Annotated in this window: 5 protein-coding genes and 6 pseudogenes; 8 read left to right on the plus strand and 3 right to left on the minus strand. The window is 71.5% G+C overall.

Going from position 1 to position 12,028, the window contains the following annotated elements:
- Positions 1–376: 376 nt before the first annotated feature.
- Positions 377–1,855 (minus strand): annotated as a pseudogene (locus BJF85_RS14700) (cobyric acid synthase); the annotation flags it as partial.
- Positions 1,856–1,954: 99 nt separating this feature from the next.
- On the opposite strand from BJF85_RS14700, the gene BJF85_RS14705 reads away from it, so the two are divergent.
- The 8 genes and pseudogenes from BJF85_RS14705 to BJF85_RS14740 all read left to right on the plus strand — a co-directional run bounded on the left by BJF85_RS14705 (position 1,955) and on the right by BJF85_RS14740 (position 9,502).
- Positions 1,955–2,752, plus strand: a complete 798-nt coding sequence (locus BJF85_RS14705) for a trypsin-like serine protease (RefSeq protein ID WP_075848247.1) — start codon at positions 1,955–1,957, stop codon at positions 2,750–2,752.
- A gap of 35 nt (positions 2,753–2,787) precedes the next feature.
- Positions 2,788–3,240 (plus strand): GNAT family N-acetyltransferase, encoded by a 453-nt coding sequence (locus BJF85_RS14710; RefSeq protein WP_075848249.1) that lies wholly within the window; start codon positions 2,788–2,790, stop codon positions 3,238–3,240.
- A gap of 95 nt (positions 3,241–3,335) precedes the next feature.
- Positions 3,336–3,620, plus strand: a complete 285-nt coding sequence (locus BJF85_RS14715) for a hypothetical protein (RefSeq protein ID WP_075848251.1) — start codon at positions 3,336–3,338, stop codon at positions 3,618–3,620.
- Between the two features lie 83 nt (positions 3,621–3,703).
- The gene (locus tag BJF85_RS14720; RefSeq protein ID WP_075848253.1) at positions 3,704–4,495 is read left to right on the plus strand and encodes an alpha/beta fold hydrolase; all 792 of its coding nucleotides are present in this window, start codon (positions 3,704–3,706) and stop codon (positions 4,493–4,495) included.
- Between the two features lie 505 nt (positions 4,496–5,000).
- Positions 5,001–6,784: pseudogene (gene ctaD, locus BJF85_RS14725) on the plus strand (cytochrome c oxidase subunit I).
- Positions 6,781–8,015, plus strand: a pseudogene (serB, locus tag BJF85_RS14730) (phosphoserine phosphatase SerB). The pseudogenes ctaD and serB overlap by 4 nt, the downstream one beginning before the upstream one ends.
- A pseudogene (locus BJF85_RS14735) lies at positions 8,012–8,772 on the plus strand (peptidyl-tRNA hydrolase). The pseudogenes serB and BJF85_RS14735 overlap by 4 nt, the downstream one beginning before the upstream one ends.
- 100 nt (positions 8,773–8,872) lie before the next feature.
- Complete coding sequence (locus tag BJF85_RS14740) at positions 8,873–9,502, plus strand: bifunctional 2-polyprenyl-6-hydroxyphenol methylase/3-demethylubiquinol 3-O-methyltransferase UbiG (protein ID WP_075848255.1); 630 nt, start codon at positions 8,873–8,875, stop codon at positions 9,500–9,502.
- Between the two features lie 45 nt (positions 9,503–9,547).
- Here BJF85_RS14740 and BJF85_RS30190 read toward each other — a convergent pair.
- Positions 9,548–9,894, minus strand: a pseudogene (locus BJF85_RS30190) (hypothetical protein).
- A gap of 29 nt (positions 9,895–9,923) precedes the next feature.
- A pseudogene (locus BJF85_RS14750) lies at positions 9,924–12,013 on the minus strand (ATP-dependent DNA helicase).
- Positions 12,014–12,028: the final 15 nt, after the last annotated feature.

Here is a 12,028-nt window from a genome sequence, read left to right on the forward strand (position 1 = left end):
ATCAACGAAGCCCCTTGCGCCTCTGAGCGTGATAAACGAAACGAGAGGTCGAGGGATGACACGGACAGCGGCAAAGCCGCCCGCCCATCCCAGAGACCTGCCCGCCGGCGAGGCACCTAACCCCCAAGCGCAGATCCCGCACACAGAATGCCAAAACAGCGACGTGAATCGCCAACACGGCGCCACAGAACGCTGACACGACGACGCAGAACGCCAAAACCGCGCCGCGAACTGCCAACACAACGACGCGAACTGCTGACACGGCGTCCACGAAATGCCAACACGGCGACGCACAATGCCAACACGACGACGCGAAACGCTGACACGGCCTCCGTCCCGCGAACGGCGCGTGACCTACCCGTGAACCACCCGAAGTGGGCAGTCCGGCGGGTACCCCGCCCCGAACCAGCCCCATCAAGGCCCCCTCGTCGACGTTGTCCTCGACGGCGTCGGCAACGGAGTCGATCATCGCGTCACGCCGCTCGGCAAACCCGGGAGCCCCATCGGCAGCAACCCACTCAACCCCAGCCTGCCGAGCAACCTCCCCGATCCAGGCCCGTCGAAAGGCATCATTCTCGAACACCCCATGCCACATGGTCCCCCACGCAGCCCCGTCCCGAGCCCCGTCGAGGAATGCCTCAGCCGCGGCACCGGAGTCGAGATCGACGGAGGCGACCCCGTGGTGGATCTCGTATCCGCGCACGGAATGCCCATGCCAGGACGAAACCGGGGTGGCCAACGTCTTCTCGGGGCGGAAGGTGACGGACATGGGCAGCAGTCCGAGCCCGTCGGTGGAGGGGGTGGACGATTCGACACCGTCCACGATGGAGTGTCCGAGCATCTGATACCCGCCGCAGATCCCCAATACGGGGCGTCCGGCTGCGGCCCGCGCGCGGACGGCGACGTCGATGCCCCGCTCACGCATCCACGCCAGGTCGTCCACAGTGGATCGCGTGCCGGGTAGGACGGCGACGTCGGCGGCGGCGATGACGTCCGGGTCGGCGGTGACGGTGACGGACACGCCGGGTTCGGCGGCGAGCGGGTCGAGGTCGGTGGCGTTGGAGATACGGGGGAATCGCACGGCGGCCACGCGCAGGGTCGCGCCGGCGCCGCGGCTGTGTCCGTCCCAGCCGGCGATGGCGAGGGCGTCCTCGGAGTCGATCCAGACGTCGGGAAGCCAGGGGAGCACGCCGAGCACGGGGCGTCCGGTCAGCTGCGTGACCGAGTCGAGGCCGGGGGCGAGCAGCGCCGCGTCGCCGCGGAACTTGTTGACCAGGAACGCGGCGATGTGCGCCTGGTCGTCCGGGTCGAGGATGCCGACGGTGCCGGTGAGCGCGGCGAGCAGGCCGCCGCGGTCGACGTCGCCGACCACCAGCACGGGCAGGTTCGCCTCGCGCGCCAGCCCCATGTTGACGTAGTCGCCCTCGCGCAGGTTCGTCTCGGCGGGGCTGCCGGCGCCCTCGCAGACGACGACGTCGAACCGCTCGCGTAGTTCGGCCAGTGCGGCGTGCGCGGCCCTGGCCAGCTCGCGACGGCCGGTGGCCCAGTCACCCGCGTGGAGGTCGCCCCACGGGGTGCCGCGCAGCACGACGTGACTGCGCCGGTCGCCGCCCGGCTTGAGCAGCACCGGGTTCATCGCCGACTCGGGTTCGACGCCCGCGGCCACGGCCTGCAGCCATTGCGCACGTCCGATCTCGGCGCCGTCGGCACAGACCATCGAGTTGTTCGACATGTTCTGGGCCTTGAACGGGGCGACCCGCACCCCGCGCCGCGCGAGCCAGCGGCACACCCCGGCAGCCACTGTGGACTTTCCGGCGTCCGACGTCGTTCCTGCGATCAAGAGGCCACCACTCACGCCAGCACGGTAGTCCACCCGATTCAGCGACCCCGGATTCGGGCAGTGGGCCCGTAGCCTGTCCCGGTCGGAGAAATCCCACCTTCAAGGGGACGCATCATGCCCGTGAAGTCCGCACCGCGGCGCGTGCTCAGGCGCGCGCTGGCGGTCGCCGCGACCTCGCTGACCGCCGCCGCGATGCTGCCCGCCGCGACCGCGGCCGCCGCGGAGCCGTACGTCGTCGGCGGCTCGGAGGCGTCGGTGCAGGAGCATTCCTACGCCGTGTACCTCGTCGACGACAACGACCGGCAGTTCTGTGGCGGCACGTTGATCTCGGCCGAGCAGGTCGTGACAGCCGCACACTGTGCGGACGCGATGGACGTCGGCGATCTCGGCGTCGTCGGCGGCAGGCAGGACACGCGGACCGACGAGGGCATCGAGGCGGGCGTGCGCGACGTGTGGATGCCCTCCGGCTACGACAACCCCATCGACGGCGACGACATCGCCGTGCTCACCCTCGACCGTGCGCTGCCGTTCCGCGTCGCGGAGGTCGCCGATTCGTCCGACACCGCCCTGTACCAGCCGGGCACGAAGGCGACGGTCCTCGGTTGGGGCCGCGTCGAGGAGTCGGGTTCGCCGTCGAACACGCTGCAGTCCGCCGAGGTTCCCGTGGTCGACGACCGGACCTGCGCGGACGCCTACACCGCCTACGACCGGCAGTCGATGCTGTGCGCCGGCTACCCCGAGGGCGGCGTCGACGCCTGCCAGGGCGACTCCGGCGGACCGTTGATGGTCGGCGACAGGCTGATCGGCGTCGTGTCGTGGGGCGAGGGCTGTGCCCAGGCGGGCAAGCCGGGCGTCTACACCCGCGTGTCGACGTACGAACCGGACCTCGCCGCGCAGACCACCGCTCCCTGACCGGGCTGCGGCGCCGGTCCTGGCAGACTTGCCGGGTGACCGATCTGGTAACCCGACGCGGCCCCGACCTGACGGCCGCCGAGCTTCACGACCTGCTGCGACTGCGCGTCGACGTGTTCGTCGTCGAGCAGAACTGTCCCTACGGCGAGATCGACGGCCTCGACCTGCTGCCCACGACGTGGCACATCTGGGCGCCCGGCCCTGTCGCGGGCGAGGGTGCGGCCGGGTGTCTGCGTGTGCTGACCGGCCCGGACGGCGTCGCGCGGGTGGGTCGGGTCGTGACGGCCCCGTCCGCCCGGGGCACCGGCCTCGGCGCGCGTCTGATGGAGGCCGCGGTCGAGCACCTCGGCGACACCGAGTCGGTGCTCAACGCCCAGACGTACGCCCAGGGCTTCTACGCCCGCTTCGGCTACGTGCCCGAGGGCGACGAGTTCGACGAGGACGGCATCCCCCACATCGCCATGCGCCGAAGGCCTGCCCAGACCTAGAGCGCCGACACTGCGACGTGAATTGCTGACACGGCGTCGTGAATTGCTGACACGGTGGCGTGGGGTGCTGACACGGGGTTGGTTAACGTTGTCGTATGCCCAGACGCCATCGTCGATCGCGTGACGAGCGGCCCGGTCCCGCGATGAGCGGGTGGGCCCGCTCGGAGTCGTCCGCCGACGGCGACTGGTTGGTGCGCACCGTGCCGGGTGCGCAGGCCACCAAGACGTACCGCTGTCCCGGGTGCGACCACGAGATCAATCCCGGGGTGCCGCACGTCGTGGCCTGGCCCGCCGACGAGACGGGGTCGGTGGCCGACCGCCGGCATTGGCACAACGGCTGCTGGAAGGCACGCGGCCGCCGCGGCCCGACTCGCCGCTGAGGCACAGAGCCGCCGAGTCCGGCGGGCCCCGCCCGACTCGCCGCTGAGCCCGTCGGCGGGTCGGATCGGGAACAATCGCGGCCATGGCCGCACTCCCTCTCGTCCTGTTGCACGCGTACCCGCTCGACGCGCGGATGTGGAACGCCGTCCGCGAACCCCTGGCCGCCCACACCCGGCTGATCACGCCCGACCAACGCGGGCTCGGCCGCAGCCCGCTCCCGGCCCCCGACGCGGACCCGGGCGCCGGTCCGAGCGCAGCCCCGAACGTCGATGCGGGCCCGAGCCTCGACCACGCGGCGCGGGACGTCGTCGCGCTGCTCGACCGGCTCGAACTCGACCGGGTCGTGCTGGGCGGCTGCTCGATGGGCGGCTATCTGACGATGGCGGTGCTGCGCGCGGCCCCCGAGCGCGTCGGTGGACTCGTCCTGATCGACACGAAGGCCGACGCCGACGGCGACGACGCGCGCGCCAACCGGCTGCAGGCTGCCGAGCGGGCCGAGTCGGAGGGCACCGGGTGGCTGGCCGAGGCGATGCTGCCGAACCTGCTGTCCGAGCACACCCACCGGGACCAGCCCGAGGTCGCGGCGTTGGTGCGCGAGCTCGTCGACTCGCAGCCGCCCGCCGGGGTCGCCTGGGCGCAGCGCGCGATGGCGGCCCGGCCGGACTCGTTCGACACGCTGCGGGCGGCGAGCGTGCCCGCGCTCGTGCTGGTGGGGGAGCAGGACACGCTCACCACCCCGGACGCGGCGCGGGCCATGGCGGAGGCGCTGCCCGACGCGCGGCTCGAGACGATCCCGGACGCGGGCCATCTGACCCCGCTCGAGGCCCCCGACGCGGTCGTCGCGGCGATCACCGACTGGTACCCGGCGGCCTGACGACACCGCCGTCCGGGTGAGCCGGCCGCGTGCGGCCGGCCGATCGTGACGGACGTAACGCCCGAACGCGACGCCCCGCGGAGGGGTCCGTGGCGGCTCCGAGGGCCGCCGTGAAGGGCCCGCGGAGGCCCCGTGGAGACCATGGCGGCGTGCGTCACACAGAACCCGACAAGCTCGACATTACGGGCCGCCGCGGCCGTCGATCCGGCCGCCGAGGCCGGTGCCGGAAGGGTGCCGAACCGGGCCCGATATTCGTCTCACCAGCACGTTCGGCGGTGTCGACACCGCTCCGCGGCGGCCGGTCGGCACCGCCGCCGAGTCGCCGTCGGGCCTCGCGTCGAGGGCCCGCGGAGCCGCCTCCGAAGGGCTCCGCGGCCCGCCGTGGAGTGATCTCCCCAGCCGGTGCGTAGCGCCGAAACCGGTGACGGCTACGATCTGTCGTAGCCAACGTGGGTCCCCGCCCGTGGCGCAGCAAGGATCGGGGTTTGAAGTGCAGGAGGCAGGAGTGACGGCCGTAGCCCCCCAGCCGACCGCGACGCGCCCATACCCGTCGCACAAGCCGGCAAAGGGTTCGTACCTGCTGAGTATGTTCCGCACGACGGATCACAAGCAGATCGGCATCATGTACATCGTCACCTGCTTCGCCTTCTTCATGATCGGCGGAGCGATGGCGATGCTGATCCGGACCGAGCTTGCTCAGCCCGGGCAACAGTTCCTGTCCCAGGAGCAGTACAACCAGCTCTTCACCATGCACGGCACGGTGATGCTGCTGTTCTACGCGACGCCGATCGTCTTCGCTTCGCCAACTACATTCTTCCGCTGCAGATCGGTGCGCCCGACGTGGCGTTCCCGCGACTGAACGCCTTCTCGTACTGGCTGTTCAGCTTCGGCGGCATGATCGCCCTCGCGGGCTTCCTGACGCCGGGTGGCGCCGCGGACTTCGGCTGGTTCGCCTACACGCCGCTGTCCGACGCGATCCACTCGCCGGGACCGGGCGCCGATCTCTGGATCGCAGGTCTGCTCGTCAGTGGTCTGGGCACCATCCTCGGTGCGGTCAACATGATCACGACCGTGGTCTGCCTCCGGGCTCCCGGCATGACCATGTGGCGAATGCCGATCTTCACCTGGAACATCCTGGTCACCAGCATCCTGGTGCTGATCGCGTTCCCGATCCTCACGGCCGCGCTGCTGGGTCTGCTCGCCGACCGCGTCATCGGGTCGCACGTGTTCGACCCGGCCAACGGCGGCGTGATCCTCTGGCAACACCTGTTCTGGTTCTTCGGACACCCAGAGGTCTACATCGTCGCCCTGCCGTTCTTCGGCATCGTGTCGGAGATCTTCCCGGTGTTCAGCCGGAAGCCGATCTTCGGTTACAAGGGCCTCGTGCTCGCGACGCTGGCGATCGCGGCGCTGTCGGTGGCCGTCTGGGCCCACCACATGTACGCGACCGGTTCGGTGCTGCTGCCGTTCTTCGCCTTCATGACGTTCCTCATCGCGGTCCCGACCGGTGTGAAGTTCTTCAACTGGATCGGAACGATGTGGAAGGGCTCGATCACCTTCGAGTCGCCGATGCTGTTCTCCGTCGGCTTCCTGGTGACGTTCCTCTTCGGTGGTCTGACCGGTGTCCTGCTGGCCGCCCCGGCCATCGACTTCCACGTCTCGGACAGCTACTTCGTCGTCGCGCACTTCCACTACGTGCTCTACGGCACGATCGTGTTCGCCACGTTCGCCGGCATCTACTTCTGGTTCCCGAAGATGACCGGCCGGATGATGGACGAGAAGCTGGCCAAGCTGCACTTCTGGCTGACGTTCGTCGGCTTCCACGGCACGTTCCTGGTGCAGCACTGGCTGGGCGCCGAGGGCATGCCGCGGCGGTACGCCGACTACCTGGCCTCCGACGGCTTCACGACGCTCAACACGATCTCCACGATCGGTGCGTACGTGCTCGGTGTCTCGACGCTGCCGTTCATCTGGAACGTCTTCAAGAGCTACCGCTTCGGTGAGATCGTGAAGGTCGACGACCCGTGGGGTTACGGCAACTCGCTCGAGTGGGCCACCTCGTGCCCGCCGCCGCGACACAACTTCACGGAGTTGCCGCGGATCCGCTCGGAGCGTCCGGCGTTCGAGTTGCACTACCCGCACATGATCGAGCGGATCCACAAGGAGGGTCACATCTCCTTCACGGGTAAGCAGATCGACGACCCGCATGCCAAGGAGGCACCGTCGCAGACGGCCACCAGGACGGTCATGCCGGGAGACCACGACAAGGACAACGCGAGCGAACAGTGAGTAGCACCAGCACCCCGGTCCTGATCACCACGACCGGTCCGGACAAGCCGGGCGTCTCGTCCGTCTTGTTCGCGGCCCTCACCGCGCACGGCGTCGAGGTCGTCGACGTCGAGCAGGTGGTGATCAGAGGCCGGCTGGTGCTGGGTGTGCTCGTCGGGTCGAGGGCGACCCCGAGGCGCTGCAGGAGGCCGTCGAGCAGGCGATGGCGACGGTGTCGATGTCGGTGGACGTGCGCATCGGCGACGCCATCGGCACCGATCCGTTCTCGCCGGACCGGCAGGAGTCGACGCACGTCATGACCCTGCTGGGCCGCCCGCTCACGGCGCGGTCCTTCTACCAGGTCTCGGGCAAGCTCGCGTCGGTGCACGCCAACATCGACGGCATCCACAGCATCGCCGACTACCCGGTGACGGGCCTCGAGGTGGAGCTCTCGGTCGAGAAGGACACCCCCGAGGCCGACGCCGAACTGCGGTCCATCCTCGCCGACTTCGCCAACCGCGGCGGGCTCGACGTCTCCATCCAGCGGGCGGGCCTGTCGCGGCGGGCGAAGCGGCTCGTGGTGTTCGACGTCGACTCGACGCTCATCCAGGGCGAGGTCATCGAGATGCTCGCCGCGCACGTCGGTGTCGAACCGCAGGTGCGGGAGATCACCGAGGCCGCGATGCGCGGCGAGCTCAACTTCACCGAATCGCTCGAACGTCGGGTGGCCCTGCTCGAGGGACTGCCCGAGTCGGCCATGGACGAGGTCGCCGACGCGATCGAGCTGACCCCGGGTGCGCGGACCACGATCCGCACGCTCAAGCGGCTCGGCTACCAGTGCGGTGTCGTCTCCGGTGGCTTCCTGCGGATCATCGACCGGCTCGTCGACGAGCTCGGCCTGGACTTCGCCGCGGCGAACGAGCTCGAGGTCGTCGACGGCAAGCTCACCGGCCGGGTGGTCGGCGAGGTCGTCGACCGGCCGGGCAAGGCCAAGGCGCTGAACCGCTTCGCCGACGAGTTCGGCATCCCCATCCAGCAGTGCGTCGCCGTCGGCGACGGGGCGAACGACATCGACATGCTCTCGGCCGCCGGCATGGGCATCGCGTTCAACGCCAAGCCGGCGTTGCGCGAGGTCGCCGACGCCGCGTTGTCGTACCCGTACCTCGACGCGATCCTGTTCATGCTGGGCGTGACGCGCAACGAGGTCGAGGCCGCCGACGCCGCGGACGGCATGCCGCTCGTCCGGCCGTGAGCGTCCTGGCCCCACTGGCGGCGCGCTACGCCTCGTGGCTCGGCCTGCCCGCCGAGGCGACGGCCGTGGTGGAGACCGAGCCGGACCAGGTGCGGGCCATGCCCGTCGTCCTGCGGCTGGAGAAGTCCAACCCGCCCGAACGCACCCCGCTGTTGGAGGCCGCCGCGACGGCCGCGCTGGCCGTATGCCTCGACGAGCGGTGCGAGCCCGACGGTCCGTGGCACGAACCGATGCGCGACTGGATCGCCGGGCACATCCGCAAGGTGTCCCGACGGGCCCGCGGATCGCACTGGGACGCGGTGCAGGAGCTGCCGGGCGTGACGGTCGACGTGGCCGGGGCGCAGGTGCGCGCCCTGCTGCGACGCGCGTGGCGGACCTGCCGAAGGAGGTCACGCGGCTGCAGGTGTCCGGCACGGACCTGCCGGCCGACGAGCCCGCACCGGCGCGCGACGACGTCCCGCTGCTGATGCTGAACCCGGATGTGCCGATGACGGCGGGCAAATCGGCGGCCCAGGTGGGCCACGGCACGATGCTGCTGGCGTCCGCGCTCGGCTCGGCCGAGGTGGAGGCCTGGCGGGACCGCGGCTTCGCGTGCGCCGTGCGCACGGCGAGCCCGCAGCAGTGGGCCGAGCTGGCCCCCGGCGACGACCCGGAGCGGGCATGGCGGTCCGACGGCGTCATCGCCGTGCGCGATGCGGGCTTCACCGAGATCGCCCCGGGCACGATCACCGTCCTCGCCCAGCGCCGCGGCCTCTGATCGCGAACCCCTGACCGCGTGGCGGCTGGGCCGCAGGGCCGTTTGCCGGTTCGGCAACGAGAGTCGGCCGGAGGGCTCCGACCGTGGCAGGGTCGTCGACGTGGCACAGACCTTCGATCGGGACTTCTGGGAACGGCGCTGGGATCAGGTGGTGCGCGAGCACCCCGGCGTGGTCGCCGCCCGGCCGCCCAACGGGCACCTGACCGCCGAGGCCGCCGGACTCGCACCCGGACGGGCCCTCGACGCGGGATGCGGGCACGGCGGTGAGGCGCTGTGGCTGGCCACGGCCGGCTGGCGCGTCGACGCCGTCGACTTCTCGCCGACGGCGCTGCAGGCCGGACGTTCGGCCGCGGAGGAGCTCGGGACCGACATCTCCGGCCGGATCGAGTGGGTCGAGGGCGACCTCGGTGTGTGGACGCCGGCGCCGCGCCGCTACGACCTCGTGGTCTGCCTGTACGTGCACATCGCCGGCCCGGTCGACGAGTTCGTCACCCGGCTCGCGGGCGGCGTCGCGCCCGGCGGAACGCTGCTGCTGGTGGGGCACCGGCCCGTGGACCCGGAGACCGGCGCGGATACCCCCGCGGCGGGGCAGACCCAGGTGTCGGTCGAGGAGGCCACCACCGCGCTCACGGCGCTCGGCGGCTGGCGGATCGAGGTGGCCGAGGAACGCACCCGCGAGGCGGCCGGCACGGGCGTCGACGCCGTCGTCCGCGCCACGAAACCCGACTGACCGGCACCCGACGCCCGGCGAGCCGCTGACGAGGCCGGCCGGGGCTCAGGAGGAGTTCTCGGCGGCCTTCCACACCACGTAGGCCTGGTCGCGTCGGTGGTCATGGCCTCCACGAACGTCTCGTGGTCGAACCCGGGCAATGTCTGCAGCCGTTCGATGAGCGCGTCGGCGGCCGGGTCGCCGCTCGGCACGGCCGTACCGGTGCCGTCGGCGGCGGCGAGCATCAGGAATACGTCCTCGTCCGACAGTCCCTCCGGGATCACCCGGACGACGACGGCCGCGAGCTCGTCCCAGTCGACGCGCTCCTCGGAACCGTCGGCGAGCTGCCGGCGGACTCCGGTGTCGTCGACGCTGATCGCACGGGAATGGGCGGTGGAGGAATCGGGGGACACGAACTCTCCCTTGGGTTCGGAGTTGTCGTTCACCGTAACGCGGTGGGCTCGGCGGAAAGTCCGGGGGCGGAGGTGTCGGCGGCGTCGAGTCGTTTGAGGGCGTCGCGAGCGACGGCCGGGTCGTGGGTCGGCCAGAACGGCGGGATCGAGGCGCGCAGGAAGCCGCCGTACCGTGCGGTCGCCAGCCGCGAGTCGAGCACCGCCACGACGCCGCGGTCGCCGGTCGAGCGGTGCAGCCGCCCCGCGCCCTGGGCCAGCAGCAGCGCCGCGTGCGTCGCCGCGACCGTGAGGAATCCGTTGCCGCCCCTGGCCTCGACGGCCCGCTGCCGCGCCGAGGCCACCGGATCGTCCGGCCGGGGGAACGGCAGCCGGTCCACGAGCACCAGCTGCAGGGACGGACCCGGCACGTCGACGCCCTGCCACAGCGACAACGTGCCGAACAGGCACGTGCGTGGACTGTCGGCGAAGCGGCTCACCAGCGTCGACGTCGAATCGTCGCCCTGGCACAGGATCTCGTGGGGCAGGCGTTCGCGAAGCTCCTCGGCGGCCTTCTTGGCCGCCCGCATCGACGAGAACAGCCCCAGCGTGCGGCCGCCCGCCGCCTCGATGAGTTCGGCGATCTCGTCGAGCGTCGCGTCGCCGAGCCCGTCCCGGCCCGGGGGCGGCAGGTGCTTGGCGACGTACAGGATGCCGTTGCGGCCGTAGTCGAACGGCGATCCGACGTCGAGGCCGCTCCAGCGCAGTCCGTCGTCCGCGTCGTCGGCGGGGGCGGGCTTGTCGGTCGCGGTGCCGTCGTCGACCGGGGTGGGCGTCGGCTCGCCCGGCAGGCCCCACTGGCGGGCGAGCGTGTCGAACCGGCCGCCGAGCGCGAGCGTCGCCGACGTCAGCACGGTCGTCGAGCGGGCGAACACGCGCTCGCGCAGCAGACCGCCCACGGCCAACGGCGCGACGTGTAGCGCGGGCGCCGCGGCGAGGAGGAGTAGGTGTCGTTGGAGACCCAGACGACGTCGGGCCGGTTGGCCTGGTCGGCGTCGAAGGCGTCGAGCAGCCGCACCGCCGTGTCGTGGATCTCCTCGACGGCCGAGCGGGCGAGCTTGCGCGCGGTGGCCTCCTCGATGTCCTCCTTGCGGTCGCTGCCCAGCGCCGTCAGACACCCGTGCGCCGCGTCGCGGACCACCCGGACCGCGCCGCCCAGCGCCTGCGGCAGCGCGTCGAGCCTGCCGGCGGGCGCGTCGCCCAGCACGAGAGCCAGCCCCTCACCGGCCTCGAGGAGCCGGTCGGAGGTGTCGGCGTCGATGATCCGCCCGCAGCGCCGTGTGGCCGACGAGATCGCCGCCGCGGTCAGCTCGGCCGTGGCCGCCGACGTCACCCGGTCGACCAGTTCGTGCGCCTCGTCGATGACCACGACGTCGTGCTCGGGCAGCACCCGCTGTTCCTGCAGCGCATCGATGGCGAGCAGCGCGTGGTTGGTGACGACCACGTCCACGCGGCCCGCGTCGGCGCGCGCCTTCTCGGCGAAACAGTCGTCGCCCACGGGGCAGCGCGACGCGCCGAGGCATTCGCGGGCGCTGACCGACACCTGCCGCCACGCCTGCTCGGACACGCCGGGCACCAGTTCGGTGCGGTCGCCGGACTCGGTCTCCGAGGACCACTCGTGCAGTCGCTTCACCTCGCGGCCGATGCGCGAGACGGTGAACGCGTCGAACAGGCCGCTGTCCTCGGGCTCCTCGGGCGCGCCCGCGTGGACGCGATGCATGCACAGGTAGTTGCGGCGACCCTTGAGGATCGCGAACGTGGGCTCGCGGCCGAGCGGCTTCGTCAGCGCCTTCGCCAGCCGGGGCAGATCACGGTCGACGAGCTGGTTCTGCAGCGCGATCGTCGCCGTCGACACCACGACCGTCGTGTGCTTCTCGACCGCGTGCCGGATGGCCGGGACGAGATAGGCCAGCGACTTGCCGGTGCCCGTGCCCGCCTGCACGGCGAGATGCTCGCCGGTGCGGATCGACCGGGCCACCGCGTCGGCCATCTGCGCCTGCCCGTCGCGTTCGGAGCCACCCACCGCGTCGACGCCGGTGGTGAGCAGCTCACGGACACCGGGCAGTTCCCGGGCCTTGCGCAGGGTGCTGATCTCGGC

The sequence above is a fragment of the Saccharomonospora sp. CUA-673 genome (assembly GCF_001942305.1).
In the GTDB taxonomy this organism is placed as follows: Bacteria; Actinomycetota; Actinomycetes; order Mycobacteriales; family Pseudonocardiaceae; genus Prauserella.

Excerpts from the sequence above, each read along its gene's own strand:
- BJF85_RS14705 (WP_075848247.1), top strand. The coding sequence starts at position 1,955 with ATGCCCGTGAAGTCCGCACCGCGGCGCGTGCTCAGGCGCGCGCTGGCG.
- BJF85_RS14715 (WP_075848251.1), top strand. The coding sequence starts at position 3,336 with ATGCCCAGACGCCATCGTCGATCGCGTGACGAGCGGCCCGGTCCCGCG.
- BJF85_RS14720 (WP_075848253.1), top strand. The coding sequence starts at position 3,704 with ATGGCCGCACTCCCTCTCGTCCTGTTGCACGCGTACCCGCTCGACGCG.